This window comes from Pseudomonas typographi, from assembly GCF_014694385.1.
In the GTDB taxonomy this organism is placed as follows: domain Bacteria; phylum Pseudomonadota; class Gammaproteobacteria; order Pseudomonadales; family Pseudomonadaceae; genus Aquipseudomonas; species Aquipseudomonas typographi.
In genome coordinates this window covers 92,559-107,510 of record NZ_JAAOCA010000007.1, presented here as the reverse complement: position 1 = coordinate 107,510, position 14,952 = coordinate 92,559, and the positions used below count along the sequence as shown (strand labels likewise).

Below are 14,952 nucleotides of genomic sequence, written 5' to 3'. Positions count from 1 at the left end.
GGGGCGCTCGCGCCCAGTGTGGCGCCCCAGAAGCTAATCCCTCACCGGCTCTTTGATCCGATACCACGCCACATACAGTGCAGGCAGGAACAACAACGTCAACAGCGTGGCGCTGATGATCCCGCCGATCATGGCATAGGCCATCGGGCCCCAGAACACTTCCCTGGCGATGGGGATCATGCCCAGGCTGGCCGCCGCGGCGGTGAGCAAAATAGGCCGGCGGCGGTGCTGGGTAGCTTCCTGCACCGCATCCCAGGGCTCATAGCCTTCGCGCTCGAACTGGTCGATTTGGGTGACCAGGATGACCGAGTTGCGAATGATGATACCGATCAGTGCCAGCACCCCGAGGATCGCCACGAAGCCCATCGGCGTGCCGGTGGGTACCAGCGCGATAACCACCCCTATAAGCCCCAATGGCGCCACGCTGGCGACCAGGAACATCTTCTGCACACTGTGCAGCTGGATCATCAAAAAGGTCGCCATCAAAAACAGCATCAGCGGCACCACGCTGGCGATGGGTCCTTGGGCCTTGCCACTCTCCTCGACGGTACCGCCGGTGGCCACCTTGTAGCCCAACGGCAAGCCGGCCGAGAATTTGTCGATTTCAGGCTTCAGGTCATTCACCAGGTCGGTGGGCTGAACATCGTCTCGCACCGCGGCTTTCAAGGTAATGGTCGGCAAGCGGTCGCGCCGCCACACCAGGGGTTGTTCGAGTTCGTAACGCACGGTGGCGAAGGCCAGCAGCGGAATGGACACCCCGCTGGGGGTCACGATCTGCAGGTTTTGCAAGGTTTCTGGCGTACCGCGCTCGGCATCTTCGGCGCGCCCTATCACATTGACCAGGTAGATGCTGTCGTTGACCTGGGTCACCGATTGGCCGGTGGTGATTGAGTTCATCAGGTTGGCCACGTCTTCGGACGATAAGCCCAACTGCCGCGCGCGGTCTTGGGCAATGTCGATGCGCAGCACTTTGCCCGGCTCATTCCAGTCGTAGATCATGTCGCCAATGTGCGGGTTGGCATCGAGCATGCTGGCCAAATCCATGGCATGTTTGCGCACCTCGTCCAGGTCTGGCCCGCTCACCCGATACTGAATCGGCCGGCCCACCGGGGGGCCCATCTCCAGGGGTTGCACATACGTGCCAATGCCCACGAAATCGTCACGCAGGCGTGCTTTCAGGCGTGCCATCAACGCCCCCCGCGCTTCGAGCCCCTTGCTGACGATGACCAACTGCGCGTAATAGGGGTTTTGCAGTTGTTGGTCCAGCGGCAGGTAAAAACGAATTGCGCCCTGGCCGATGTACGTGCTCCAACGGTCGATGTCCGGGTCGCCCTTGAGGGTTGCCTCGAAACGGTCGACCACCCTACGGGTTTCGTTGATCGACGCGTTCTGCGGCAGGTTCAGGTCTACCAGCAACTCCGGGCGGTCTGACGACGGAAAAAACTGGTTTTGCACAAAGCGCATGCAAAACAGCGCCACGGCGAATAGCAGCAACGTGGCCCCGATGGTCAGCCAGCGGCGGCGCATGCAAAAGGTAAGGCCGCCGTTGAAGGCACGGGCGATACGGCCCGGCTTGTGGTCTTCGGTTTTTTTTACGTTTTCGCTCAAGATATGAACGCCAATCACCGGCGCGAAGAACACCGCGACCACCCACGACACCAACATCGCCACGGCAATCACGGCGAACAGGGTAAAGGTGTACTCGCCGGCGGAACTGGCGTTCAGGCCGATGGGTACGAACCCGGCCACGGTCACCAAGGTGCCGGTCAACATCGGGAAGGCCGTGGAGGTGTAGGCATAGGTCGCCGCTTGCGCACGGTTGTCGCCCAACTCCAGGCGCGTGACCATCATCTCCACGGTGATCATGGCGTCGTCAACCAACAGCCCCAACGCGATGATCAACGCGCCCAGGGAAATCCGCTGCATGGTGATGCCGCTGTACTCCATGAACAGGAACACCATGGCCAGCACCAGCGGGATCGAACACGCCACCACCAGCCCGGCGCGCATACCGAGGCTGATGAAACTCACCACCAGCACGATCACCACCGCCTCGAACAACGCGCTGGTAAAGCCGCCCACGGCTTTTTCCACCACCTGGGCCTGGTCCGACACCACGTGCACGCCCACGCCCACCGGTAGCTGCCCGGTAATGTCGGTCATCCGCCCGTGCAGGGCCTTGCCGAAGGTCTGGATATTGCCGCCGTCCTGCATGGCGATGCCCAGGCCAATGGCAGGCTGGCCGTTGAAGCGGAACAACAGGGTGGGCGGGTCGGTATAGCCGCGCTGGATATCGGCAAGGTCGGCCAACCGGAAGAACCGGTCATTGACCCTGAGGTTGACCGCCCGCAGGTCTTGCTCCGACTTGAACTGGCCGCTGGTGCGCACGGATATGCGCTCTGGCCCCGCTTCGATCACCCCGGCGGGGGTGACCGCGTTTTGCGCTTGCAGCGCCTGCACCACCTGGCGCTGGTCCAAACCCAAGGCAGCCAGCTTGCGCGTCGAGAAATTCAGGTAGATGGCCTCATCCTGCGCGCCGATTACCTCGACCTTGCCCAACCCGGGCACCGAGCGGATTTCGGCGCGCACCTGCTCGACGTAATCGCGCAATTGGCGCATGGTCAGGCCGTCGCCGGTGAACGCATAGATCGACCCGTACACATCGCCGAACTCATCGTTGAACGATGGCCCTTGCAGCCCTTGGGGGAACTGCCCGCGGATGTCGTCGATCTTCTTGCGTACCTGGTACCAGATATCGGGGATGGCTTTGGCGTTGGTGGTGTCTTTCAGGTACACGAACACCGTCGACTCGCCGGGCCTTGTATAGCTTTTGGTGTAATCGAGCGAGTCGAGTTCTTCGAGTTTCTTTTCGATGCGGTCGGTCACCTGGAGCAGGGTTTCTTCCTGCGTCGCGCCCGGCCAGCGGGTCTGGATCACCATCGTTTTGATGGTAAAGGCCGGATCCTCCTCGCGGCCCAGGTTCAGGTAGGAAATCACCCCCATCAACAAACCCACGAACATCAGGTACCAGACAAACGATTGGTGGCGCAGCGCCCAATCCGAGAGGTTGAAATTCCCTTTCATCGGGCGTTTCCTTCATCGAGTTTCACGGTCTGCCCGGGTTGTAGGCTGTTCAGGCCGGCGGTGACCACGCGGTCACCCGCGTTGAGCCCACCTTGTACGATGGCAGCGCCGTCGGCGCGCTCAAGCACCTGCACCGGCTGCGGCACCACCGTTTTGCTGGCAGCGTCCACCCGCCATACCTGTACCTTGCCGTTCTGCTCTTGCAGCGCCAACAGCGGCACCTGCAAGCGTGGCGCGATGGCGCTGCTCAGGCTCACACGAATCGGCGTACCCAGGCGAAACCCAGGCGGGGTTTGCGCCAAGCTGAGGCGGGCGCGGCGGGTGCGGGTGCTGCTGTCGGCCTGGGGCTCGATTTCACGCAGGGTAGCGGCTGACACCACCTGCGGGGCCAACTGCGCCTCGACCTGAAACAGCGTGCCCGGCGGCAACCGCTCTACCAAGGCGGCGGGCAGGTCGATCACCGCTTCTTTTACATCCGGCCGGGCCAGCACCACCACCACCTGGCCGGCACTGACCACCTGCCCGGCCTCGGCGCGCCATTCATTGACCACGGCGTCGTGGTCGGCACGTAGGTCACCGTAATCCACCTGGTCACGGGCTTGGCTGCGCGCTGCCTTGGCTTGGTCCAACGAGGCGGTAGCGGTTTTCAGGTTGGCCACGGCCATATCGAGCTGGGCTTGGGCGCCCACGCCGTGATCGAACAGCGCCTGCTGGCGGCGGGCATCGGCCTCGGCATTGATCCACTGCGCCTGCATCCGCGCCAAGTCGCCTTGGCTGGCACGCAACCGATTTTGCTGGTCGGTCGGGTCCAGTACCGCCAGCAACTGGCCTTGCTTGACTTCATCGCCCACGTCCACCAAGCGCCGGGCAATGCGGCCGCTGATGCGAAAACCGATGTTGCTTTGGTAGCGCGCCTCGATATTGCCCGCAAAGCGCCCGAAGCGCTCGGTGTCCAGCGCCACCACGGGCGCGGTCAGCACTGGCCGCGGCGGGGCGGGGGCGGGCTCTTGCGGGGAGCAGCCGGCCAGGGCCACCAGGCCGAGCAGGTAAAGGCGCTTCATGGGCTGCGCTCCTGGGCCACTTCCACCCGCATTCCCGGGTGCAACAGTTGCCCCCCGGCAGTGACCACTTGGTCGCCGGCCTTCAGGCCATCGCTGACGATCACCTTGCCAGTGAGGTAACGCGCCACGGCGACTTTGCGCAGGCTCACCTGACCACCCTGCACCAACCACACGGCAGGGTCGTGAAGGTCTTTGGTCAAGGCCGCCCAAGGCAGCTCTACGGCGGGTGTGGCCGGTACCTGGATGCTGCCCCCGACCACCGAGCCCAAGCGCATGCCGGCTGGCAGGTCGTGCAGCGCCACCTTCACCTGCAGCGTGCCGGTTTGCGCCGACACCGCTGGGGTGATTTCACGCACCGTGCCGGTGGTGCTTACGGAAGGGTCGTCGAGCAGGCTCACGGTCACCTGTTGGTCTGGTGGTGCCTGGGCCAGCAGGCCCTCATACACGTTGAACACCGCATCGCGCTCACCGTCACGGGCGAGGTCGAAGATCGGCACGGTGGCTTGCACCACCTGGCCCACTTCGGCCTGGCGCGCGGTGATGATGCCTGGGGCCTCGGCGGCAAGGTCAGCGTAGCTGCGTTGTTCGCGCGCATTGGCCAATTGTGCTTGGGCAGCAGCCAGCGAGCTTTGGCTGGCGCGCAGTTGGGCCTGGGCGGCATCGTATTCACTGCGGCTGGTGTAGCCTTTGGGCAACAACTTGGCCTGCCGCTCGAACGCCGCCTGGGCCTGCACCAAGCGTGCTTGTTCGGCGAGCATGGCGGCGTTGGCCGAGTCGACGTTGGTTTGCAGGTCTTTCGGGTCCAGGCGTGCGAGCACCTGGCGCGCGTTGACGTGGTCGCCCACATCGACCGTGCGCTGGGTGATCTTGCCGCTAACCCGGAACGACAGCTCGGTTTGCACCCGCGCACGGATGTCTCCCGTGAGCTGCACGTCGGCGTTGAACGCCACCGGTTGCACCTGCAGTACCTGCACGCGCGGGGTGTCCGGCTCGGCGGCTTTTTCCTCGCCGCACCCCGCCAACAGCCCGGCCAGCAACCATGCCGCCCCCTTGCTCACCACACGCGCCATGCAGGCTCCCTTGCATCATAGAACTTGGTGTCTATGCGACTATGCGGCGAAACGGGGGTTCCTGGCCAGGCTCACGACCGGCTTGAATAACCGGTTCCATGTGGGTGCTACTTAGAACGCAGGCAGCACCGCGCCCTTATATTTTTGCTCGATGAAGGCTTTGACTTCCGGGCTGGTCAACGCTTTGGCCAGCTTCTGGATGGCATCGCTGTCTTTGTTGTCGGGGCGGGCGACCAGGTAATTCACGTAGGGCGAGTCGCTGCCTTCGATCACCAGGGCGTCCTTGGCCGGGTTCAAGCCGGCTTCGAGTGCGTAGTTGGTGTTGATCAAGTCCAGGTCAACTTGGTCTAGCACACGGGGCAGCATGGCCGATTCGAGTTCCTTGAACTTGAGCTTTTTCGGGTTATCCGCGATGTCCTTGGGGGTAGCCAGGGCATTTTTTGGGTCTTTGAGGGTGATCAAACCGGCCTTTTGCAACAGCAACAAGGCGCGGCCGCTGTTGCTGCCCTCGTTGGGGATCGCGACGGTGGCGCCATCTTTGAGTTCGCTCAGGCTTTTAACCTTCTTCGAGTAACCGCCGAAGGGCTCGACATGCACGCCGATCACCGTCACCAGGTTGGTGCCTTTGCCTTTGTTGAAATTTTCCAGGTATGGCAGGGTCTGGAAGTAATTCGCGTCCAGGTGCTTCTCGGCGACCTGTACGTTTGGCTGCACGTAGTCGGTGAACACCTTGATGTCCAGATCTACCCCTTCCTTGGCCAGGGTGGGCTTGATCAGCTCAAGGATCTCGGCATGGGGAATCGGGGTGGCCGCTACGGTCAGTTTTTCGGCACCATGGGCAAAGCCGACCAGGGACAGCGCTGTAGCGAACGCTGTCAGCAAAAGGGTTTTTTTCATTTTAAATCCTTGGGTTAAGTGCCAGCCCCGCTGGCTTGATGCGGAAGATACCGGGAAGCCTTATATCACAAAAATAATATTTCAATATCTGCTTATAACTTTTAATGTAAGCGCGCCAGGGCTTCCTCTATCAACTGCCGCAAGGCGGCCTGCCCATCCGGGCCGCAGGTGTCTATCTCGCGCTCCAGGCATTGGCGCAATGGCAGTGCACGGGGCTGGGGCACATTCAGGTGCTCAGGGCCGATGATGTCGCCACGGCTCACCAGCAGCGCAAAATGCACGACGTTCTCCAGTTCACGGGTATTGCCGGGCCAGGGGTGCTCGGCCAGCCTGGCCTGGGCCTGGTCGCTGAACACCGGCACGGCGAGGCCCAGGCGCTGGCTGTACACCCCTAGAAAATACTCGGCCAACGGCAGGATATCGCCGGGGCGATCGCGCAGCGCCGGTAACTCCAGGTCGCCTTCGCGTAGGTAACGGTACAGCCGTTCGTTGAACTTTCCCGCGGCGACCGCTTGGGCCAGGTCGATGCTCGAAGCGGCCACCAAGCGCACGTCCACGGGCGTGGAATGGCCGGCGCCGACACGGGTGACCTCGTGGTTTTCCAACGCGGCCAGGAACTTTGCCTGCAGGCTTTGCGGCAGGTCGCCGATCTCATCCAGGTACAGCGTGCCGCCATTGGCCGAGCCGAACCAGCCGGTGCGGCCTGCGGCGCTGGCATAGGTGCCGGCCGTGTAACCGAACAATTCAGCCTCGGCATGGTTCGGGCTGAGGGCGCCGCAATTAACCGACACAAAGAGCCCAGCACGGCCGCTGGCCTTGTGTATATGCCGGGCCAATAACTCTTTGCCAGTACCGGTTTCGCCGCGAACCAGCACCGGCAGGGGCAACGGCGCCAGGCGCTCAAGGGTTTGGCGCAGTTGCTGCGAGCGCGGGTCGATAAACACCAGCGCCTTGGCGCGAATCGAAAGGGGGCTTTTTTCAGCCTCGGGAAAGGTCAGCATGGGCTGCCCCGAGGTATCGGGTAACGTCATGGGGGTAAACTCCCGCCCGCTCCCTGCGGGCGGGCGTTACGGTTTGCTTCAAGCGGCGCGCATGGCCAGGCGCGTCTGCAAGCGGTAGAGGTAGGCGAAACCTTGTTCCCAACGGTGGAAACCGGCTTTCGCGTTGATATGCCCGGCGCCCGTGAGCACGCCGGCTTCGCTGCCCCAGCTACGGGCCAGCTCCAAGGCGCGCGCAGCGCTGGCCGCCGGGTCGTTGTCCGAAGCGACCAACTGGCTAGGGAACGGCAGGCGTTGCTGCGGGATAGGCGCAAAACCTTGCAGTGCCGGTGGGCAATTGGGCCGCTCGACATCTGCCGGGGCTACCAACAATGCACCACGCACCCGGCGCAGCGTGGCCGCTGGGGCGTTCGCGGCCCAGTGTGCCACCGCCACGCAGCCCAAGCTGTGGGCGATCAGCATCACCGGCCGCTCACTGTCACGCACGGCGGCGTCCAGCTGGGCCACCCAGGCGTGCCGTTGCGGGTTGGCCCAGTCGGCCTGCTCGACCCGCGAGCTGTTGGGAAGCACCGCTTGCCAATGGGTTTGCCAATGGTCCTCCCCGGAATTGTACCAACCGGGTACGATCAGGTAACGAATGGCCTCGCTAGGCATTTAGGCACCTCCGCCTGCTGCGCTGTACATGGTGCCCAGTATAGGGAGGCGCGATATATTATTTAAGGAATAAGAAGCTATTTATTAATAACCAAAACCGGGTTATCCAGGGCCGGCGTGTCTGGTCCGCGCCCGCTTGGCCTAGCGAGGGCCGCGAAACCTGGTTGCATCATTTTTGACGGTGCCGTTTGCTGCCGGGCGGCGTTGATTGCCCAGCAGCGAAATTCACGCGCCAATGGGTGTTCGAACGCTTAGGCGTCCATTGGCGGGGGGCTAGATACGGGTGCGCTTGCGCTTATCGCACTTTTGGCCGGAAAAACAACGCCTGCCCCTTGGCCAACCCTGCCAGCGCGTCGTGGTCCCTGGCCACTTCCACTTCCACCGGTTCTTCCTGGCCGGCAACCTTCAAGGTAACCCGGGTGGTGGCGCCCAATGGGCGGATGTCGCGCACCTCGGCGGCATGGTGGCCTTCAAGTTCCCCACGTGACAACGACACTTCATGGGGGCGGAACAGCACAGGGTGGTCTTGCTCCAAGTGCAGGCGGTTGGAATCGCCGAGGAAGTGATACACAAAATCACTGGCGGGATTTTCGTAAACCTCGCCGGGCGAGCCGATCTGCTCGATCACGCCCTTGTTCATCACCACGATTCGGTCGGCCACTTCCATGGCCTCTTCCTGGTCGTGGGTCACGAACACAGAGGTCAGGTTGATGTCTTCGTGCAGCCGCGCCAACCAGCGCCGTAACTCCTTGCGGACCTTGGCGTCCAGCGCCCCGAAAGGCTCGTCGAGCAACAACACCTTGGGCTCCACCGCCAGGGCCCGGGCCAGCGCGATACGCTGGCGTTGCCCGCCAGACAATTGTTCCGGGTAGCGGTCGGCCAACCAGTCGAGTTGCACCATGTTCAACAATTCATGCACTTTCTCGGCGATACGGGCTTCGTTCGGGCGCTCGGCCTTTGGCTTCATGCGCAGGCCGAAGGCGACGTTGTCGAACACGCTCATATGGCGAAACAACGCGTAGTGCTGGAACACGAAACCGACGTTGCGGTCGCGCACATCGGTGCCGGAAACGTCTTCGCCATGGAACACGATGCTGCCTTGGTCAGGCGTTTCCAGGCCGGCGATGATCCGCAACAAGGTGGTTTTGCCGCACCCAGAAGGGCCGAGCAGGGCGACCAATTCGCCGCTTTGGATGTCCAGGTCGATGTTGTCCAGGGCCTGGAAGCTGTTGAAGCGTTTGCTGACGTGACGTACTTCGATCGACATGAATTCATTCCTCCGCGGCGCTGTTGCGCTGGCGGTCAAGGTGCGCCTCGCTCCACTGCTTCAGCAGCAGGATGCACAGCGCCAGAATCAACAACAGGCTGGCCACGCTGAACGCCGCCACAATGTTGTACTCGTTGTAGAGAATCTCAACGTGCAACGGCAGAGTGTTGGTTTGGCCGCGAATGTGGCCAGACACCACCGACACCGCGCCGAACTCCCCCATGGCCCGTGCCGTACAGAGCACCACCCCATAGAGCAGCCCCCACTTGATATTGGGCAGGGTCACGTGCCAGAAAATCTGCCAACCACTGGCGCCCAGTAGCCGTGCGGCTTCTTCTTCCTGGCTGCCCTGCTCTTGCATCAGCGGGATCAATTCCCGGGCCACGAACGGCACGGTAACGAACACCGTCGCCAGCACGATGCCAGGCAAGGCGAAGATGATCTGGATATCGTGGTCATCCAGCCAAGGGCCGAGCAAGCCTTGCGCGCCGAAAAGCAGCACGTAGATCAAACCGGCGATCACCGGCGACACCGAAAACGGCAGGTCGATCAGGGTGACCAGCAGGCTCTTGCCGCGAAACTCGTACTTGCTCACGCACCAGGCGGCGCTCAGCCCGAACAGCAAATTCAGCGGCACGGCGATCACCACCGCCAGTACCGTCAGGCGCAACGCGCTGAGTGCATCTGGCTCGACAATAGCGGCCAGGAACGGCCCGACCCCCAGCGCCAGTGCCTGGGTGAGCACAATGGCCAACGGTAGCGCCAGAAACAACAGGAACATCAACCAGCCGAGCGCGATCAGCAGCCACCGCGCCGCCGGGCTGCCACGGCGAGCGGCGCTCGCCGACATGGCATTGGAATGATTCATGGCAATTCCCTCATGGCGTCTGGATACGACGCTGCAGCAGGTTGATCAGCAGCAGCAGGATGAACGACACCACCAGCATCAGCACACCGATCGACGTTGCGCCGGGGTAGTTGAACTGCTCGAGCTTGACCATGATCAACAGCGGCAATATCTCGGTTTTCATCGGCATGTTGCCGGCGATGAAAATCACCGAGCCGTATTCACCCACCCCGCGGGCAAACGCCAGCGCAAAGCCGGTGAGCCAGGCGGGCAGCAAGGCCGGTGCCAATACGTGGCGAAACACCTGCCAGGGTTTGGCGCCGAGGCAGGCGGCCGCCTCTTCCACCTCACGGGGGAAGTCCGCCAGCACGGGCTGCACGGTACGCACCACGAACGGCAGGGTTACGAAGGTCAATGCCAAAGTGATGCCCAACGGTGTATAGGCGATCTTGAAACCCAGGCTGGTGGCGAATTGGCCGACCCAGCCGGTGGGCGCATACAGCGCCGTGAGCGCGATACCTGCCACGGCCGTGGGCAGCGCAAAGGGCAGGTCGATCATCGCCTCGATGATTTTGCGCCCGGGGAAGCTATAGCGCACCAGCACCCACGCCAGTAACGTGCCGATCACGCCATTGATTACCGCCGCGAACAGCGCGGTACTGAAGCTCAGGCGCAACGCGGCCAGCACACGGGCATCGGTAATGATCGCCCAAAAGTCGTGCCAGGTGAGCCTGGCGGCGAAAACGAACATGGTCGCCAACGGAATCAGCACGACCAAACTGAGGTACAGCAGCGTGTAACCCAGCGTCAACCCGAAGCCGGGTATGACAGGAGAGAGGCGACGCGACATAAGGGTCCTTATCTACACGGACGAAGCCCGGATGTGGGTCCGGGCTCTGGTGGTACGGCGGATATTACTTGTTGGTGTAAATCTCGTCGAACACACCGCCGTCGGCGAAGAAGTGCGGTTGGGCTTTTGCCCAACCACCGAAGATCGGGTCGTCGATGGTCACCAGGTCCACCTTGGGAAACTTGCTTTCGAACTCCTTGGCCACGGCAGGGTCGCGCGGGCGGTAGAAGTTCTCAGCGGCGATGCGTTGCCCGGCCGGGTCATAGAGGTGCTTGAGGTAGGCCACGGCGATCTCGGCATTGCCGTTTTTCTCGGCAGTCTTCTCTACCACGGCAACCGGCGGTTCGGCCAGGATAGAAGACTTAGGCACCACGATATCGAACTGGTCCTTGCCCGGTTTGCCGCCCACTTCTTCGTTCAGCGACAAGAAGGCTTCGTTCTCCCAGGCCAATAGCACATCGCCCTGGCCGCGTTGGGTGAAGGAAATGGTCGCGCCGCGGGCACCGGTGTCGAGTACCGGCACGTGTTCGAACAGTTCCTTGAGGTAGGCTTTGGCCTTGGTTTCGTCACCGTTGTTGGCTTTCAGGCCATACGCGTAGGCGGCCAGGAAGTTCCAACGGGCCCCGCCCGAGGTTTTCGGGTTCGGCGTGATCACGCCCACACCTGGCTTGACCAGATCACCCCAGTCATGGATTTGCTTGGGGTTGCCCTTGCGCACCAAGAACACGATGGTGGAGGTGTACGGGGTGCTGGCATCCGGCAGTTTCTTTTGCCAATCGGCCGGAATGGTCTTGGTTTTTTCCGCGATGGCATCGATGTCGCCAGCCAGGGCCAGGGTCACGACGTCCGCCTTCAACCCATTGATGACCGACAACGCCTGGGCGCCCGAGCCGCCGTGGGAAGCCTTGATCTCGACCTTGTCCCCAGGGTGGCTCTTTTCCCAGAACTGGGTGAATTCGGCGTTGTAGGCTTTGTACAGTTCGCGCGTTGGGTCGTAAGACACATTGAGCAGGGAGTAATCCTTGGCAATCGCGGGGCCTGCGAAAACAGCACTGATAGCGGCAGCCAGTGCATAACGGCGCAAAGACATGGTGTGTTGCTCCTAATGGCAATTCGGTAGTGGCGTTGGCTTTTTTCGTTATCGCACGTTAACACCGCATGGGCGGGCGAACGCTTGCGTTTATTGGGGTCATTCTCGAGGCCCTCCGGCGGTCCAGTCGGGTAAGGTTTTGCGGTATTTTAGTGAGCTTTGCTGCTTGGGTTCTGCAAGCGGAATTTTTCCTTGCGCTCTATTTGCACCACCTGGGCATTGTGCACGGTGATTTCCACCGCGCCGAAGCGCAGGTCACGCAGGGCGCTTTGGATTTCGCGCAGGATGGCGGCTTCGTCTTGTCCGTCGACGCTACGCAGTGGTGCACTCATGGTCATGCTCCTTGGGAAAAGGTTGGGCGGTGTTCGCGGGTACGAGCGCACTATAGAAGGGCCAGCATATTCTTAAAAATAATGTTTAAGAATGTTAATATAACGAAAAATCTACACACAGTAATGTGTATCGCAGCCCGCTAAGCGCCTAGACATATCCACTTACCAATTGCCAGTGCACAATCGGGGCACTGCTGCAAAATAGGCTGTCCAATAATTGGCTGCACCCCCCGCGGCTCACCGGCAGGCAATACCGGCCTACAACGCATTGCCGTAGGGAACGTGCGACCCACTGCGCTCGCCCATGGGCAATGGTTGTAAGCGCCCCCCTATCGGTTCACCGCTTAGCCCTACTGGCGTTATTTTGTACGCCACTGATACATTCACCCATGCCATCACTTTTGCACCGAGGGTATTCAGCCTATGTGGTACAACGGCCTGCTCGATCTCAGCCCCTGGGCTGTGGCAGGGGTCACGCTTTTACTCACCCATGTGACCATCCTTAGCGTAACGATTTACCTGCACCGGTATTCCGCCCACCGCGCGCTCGAATTGCACCCGGCGGTCCAGCATTTTTTCCGCTTCTGGCTGTGGTTGACCACTGGCATGAACACCCGTGAATGGACGGCCATCCACCGTAAGCACCACGCCAAATGTGAAACCGAAGAAGACCCGCACAGCCCGGTGATCAAGGGCTTGGGCGAAGTGCTGCGGCGCGGCGCCGAGCTGTATCGCGAAGAAGCGAAAAACCAGCAGACACTGCAGGTTTACGGCAAGAACTGCCCCACCGACTGGCTGGAGCGCAGGGTTTACTCCCGCTACCCCCTGGGCGGTATCACTTTGATGGCGATCATCGACCTGGCCCTGTTCGGCGTGCTCGGCATGACCGTATGGGCGGTGCAAATGATGTGGATTCCGGTGTGGGCGGCCGGTGTGGTAAATGGGTTGGGCCATGCGGTGGGCTACCGCAACTTCGAGTGCCGCGATGCGGCCACCAATTTGGTGCCGTGGGGGGTGCTCATTGGTGGCGAAGAGTTGCACAACAACCACCATACCTACCCTAACTCGGCCAAGTTGTCGGCGCGCAAGTGGGAATTCGACATCGGTTGGTTCTGGATTCGCGTGCTCGCCGCGGTGCGCCTGGCCAAGGTGCAGCGGGTGGCACCCGTCGCCCACCGCGTCCAGGGCAAAGCCGCGCTAGACATGGACACGGCCATGGCCATTCTCAACAACCGCTTCCAGATCATGGCCCAATACCGCCGGCAGGTGATCGCACCGCTGGTAAGGCTGGAACTGGCGCGGGCCGACCAGTCGATGCGCCATCGCTTTCGCCGTGCCAAACGGCTGCTGGCGCGGGAAACCAGTTTGCTCGACGCGCAACACCAACAACGCATCCAGGGCATGCTCGAACACAGCCAGGCGCTAAAGGTGATCTACGAAAAACGCCTGGCACTCGTGCAAATCTGGGCCGAAACCCGCTCCAATGGCCAGGATATGCTAGCTGCGATCAAAGCCTGGGTGCATGAGGCCGAAACCAGCGGGATCCAGGCCTTGCACGACTTCGCCGCCCAACTCAAAACCTATTCCCTGCGCCCCGCGGGGGCTTGACGCCGTTTATCTGACGCCCCGCGAAACGGCGCGCACACGGGAACTTCGCGGGTAAAACCTACTCCTAGCCAGTACTTCGCAACATCAGTGGGCCAGTTCGTGGCGCCTACCGGTGGGGCTTCCCTACCCCGTGATTGAGTAGCCGTGATGATGGCCAACAAACAGACGCCGCAGCCGCCTATCGCCACGATGCCCGAAGCCGCTGAAACCTTGTTGGCCCTGATGCACGCGCAAGGCGAAGCCGCACGGTTGCGCGAGCGTGAACAGTTGTTCAGCACCCTTTTGGCCAGCGTCAACGCTGTGCTGTGGGCGTTCGACTGGCAAAGCCAGCAAATGATCTACGTAAGCCCAGCCTACGAACGCATTTTTGGCCGTTCCGCGGGGCTATTGCTGGCTGACTACAACGAATGGCGCAACAGCATTTACCCGGATGACCTCGACTACGCCGAACGCAGCTTGGCCGAAGTGCTGGAGCGCGGCTCCATCGAAGACCGCGAATACCGCATTATCAGCGCCGATGGGCAAATCCGCTGGCTGAGCGACAAATGCTTCATCAGCCAGCAGCAGGAGCCCGGCAAGCTAGTGGTGGTGGTCGGCATCGCCGAGGACATTACGGAAAAAAAGCACCTGGAGGGCGAACTGCAACGCCTGGCCACCACCGACGTGCTCACCCAAAGCAGCAACCGCCGGCACTTCTTCGAATGCGCGCACCGCGAATTCGAACAGGCGCGCCTGCAAGGTTCACCGATGTCGTTCCTGTTGCTGGACATCGACGATTTCAAAATCATCAACGATAGCTACGGCCACCAGGAAGGCGACACCGTGCTACAGCACATCGCCGAAGTCGGCAAGGGCACCCTGCGCCGCGGTGACGTATTCGGGCGCATCGGTGGTGAAGAATTCGCCGCGGTATTCCCCGGCTGTGCCGCCGACATGGCCAAGCAGATCGCCGAACGGCTGCAGCGGGAGATCCAGCGGCTGAGCTTCAATTACAACGGCAAGCAGTATGGGGTTACGGTAAGCCAAGGGCTCACGACCATCCTCGATACCGACGAGGCGCTGGATAACCTTTATTCCCGTGCCGACGCCGCCATGTACCAGGCCAAGCGCCAGGGCAAGAACCAAATCATCGAAGGGTAGGTAATGGCCCCGCCGCCCCTACCGCGCCCTCAAGCCGGGTTGCCCATTGAGCAC

General features: G+C 61.7%; 13 protein-coding genes. 2 read left to right on the top strand and 11 right to left on the bottom strand.

Annotated elements, in window-relative coordinates:
• Positions 1-33: 33 nt before the first annotated feature.
• The 11 genes from HAQ05_RS07190 to oscA form a co-directional block, all read right to left on the bottom strand.
• Positions 34-3,084 carry an efflux RND transporter permease subunit gene (locus HAQ05_RS07190; RefSeq protein WP_190418878.1) on the bottom strand — a complete coding sequence of 1,017 codons (3,051 nt, stop codon included), beginning with the start codon at positions 3,082-3,084 and terminating at the stop codon, positions 34-36.
• Positions 3,081-4,145: an efflux RND transporter periplasmic adaptor subunit gene (locus HAQ05_RS07185; protein WP_190418877.1), complete on the bottom strand. Its 1,065-nt coding sequence runs from the start codon at positions 4,143-4,145 to the stop codon at positions 3,081-3,083. Before HAQ05_RS07185 ends, HAQ05_RS07190 begins: the two co-directional genes overlap by 4 nt.
• Positions 4,142-5,215, bottom strand: coding sequence for an efflux RND transporter periplasmic adaptor subunit (locus HAQ05_RS07180; protein WP_190418875.1), 1,074 nt, complete (start codon positions 5,213-5,215; stop codon positions 4,142-4,144). The genes HAQ05_RS07185 and HAQ05_RS07180 overlap by 4 nt, the downstream gene beginning before the upstream one ends.
• A gap of 111 nt (positions 5,216-5,326) precedes the next feature.
• Positions 5,327-6,112 (bottom strand): MetQ/NlpA family ABC transporter substrate-binding protein, encoded by a 786-nt coding sequence (locus HAQ05_RS07175; RefSeq protein ID WP_190418873.1) that lies wholly within the window; start codon positions 6,110-6,112, stop codon positions 5,327-5,329.
• Between the two features lie 101 nt (positions 6,113-6,213).
• Positions 6,214-7,143 carry a sigma 54-interacting transcriptional regulator gene (locus HAQ05_RS07170; RefSeq protein ID WP_190418871.1) on the bottom strand — a complete coding sequence of 310 codons (930 nt, stop codon included), beginning with the start codon at positions 7,141-7,143 and terminating at the stop codon, positions 6,214-6,216.
• Between the two features lie 48 nt (positions 7,144-7,191).
• Positions 7,192-7,764 (bottom strand): alpha/beta hydrolase, encoded by a 573-nt coding sequence (locus HAQ05_RS07165; RefSeq protein WP_190418869.1) that lies wholly within the window; start codon positions 7,762-7,764, stop codon positions 7,192-7,194.
• 295 nt (positions 7,765-8,059) lie between these two features.
• Complete coding sequence (locus tag HAQ05_RS07160) at positions 8,060-9,031, bottom strand: sulfate/molybdate ABC transporter ATP-binding protein (protein ID WP_190418853.1); 972 nt, start codon at positions 9,029-9,031, stop codon at positions 8,060-8,062.
• A gap of 4 nt (positions 9,032-9,035) precedes the next feature.
• Entirely contained in the window at positions 9,036-9,899 is an 864-nt protein-coding gene (cysW, locus tag HAQ05_RS07155) for a sulfate ABC transporter permease subunit CysW (protein WP_190418851.1), read from the bottom strand.
• 10 nt (positions 9,900-9,909) lie between these two features.
• Positions 9,910-10,728, bottom strand: coding sequence for a sulfate ABC transporter permease subunit CysT (gene cysT / locus HAQ05_RS07150; RefSeq protein ID WP_190418849.1), 819 nt, complete (start codon positions 10,726-10,728; stop codon positions 9,910-9,912).
• A gap of 64 nt (positions 10,729-10,792) precedes the next feature.
• On the bottom strand, positions 10,793-11,818 hold the full coding sequence (locus HAQ05_RS07145; protein ID WP_190418847.1) for a sulfate ABC transporter substrate-binding protein: 1,026 nt from the start codon (positions 11,816-11,818) through the stop codon (positions 10,793-10,795).
• A 149-nt stretch (positions 11,819-11,967) separates the two neighbouring features.
• Positions 11,968-12,150, bottom strand: coding sequence for a sulfur starvation response protein OscA (gene oscA, locus HAQ05_RS07140; RefSeq protein ID WP_190418846.1), 183 nt, complete (start codon positions 12,148-12,150; stop codon positions 11,968-11,970).
• Between the two features lie 423 nt (positions 12,151-12,573).
• Between oscA and desA the strand changes: the two genes are divergently transcribed.
• The gene (gene desA / locus HAQ05_RS07135; RefSeq protein ID WP_190418844.1) at positions 12,574-13,758 is read left to right on the top strand and encodes a delta-9 fatty acid desaturase DesA; all 1,185 of its coding nucleotides are present in this window, start codon (positions 12,574-12,576) and stop codon (positions 13,756-13,758) included.
• Positions 13,759-13,908: 150 nt separating this feature from the next.
• A complete protein-coding gene (locus HAQ05_RS07130; RefSeq protein WP_190419059.1) occupies positions 13,909-14,898 on the top strand; it encodes a GGDEF domain-containing protein in 990 nt (329 codons plus the stop codon).
• The last annotated feature ends 54 nt before the right edge of the window (positions 14,899-14,952 follow it).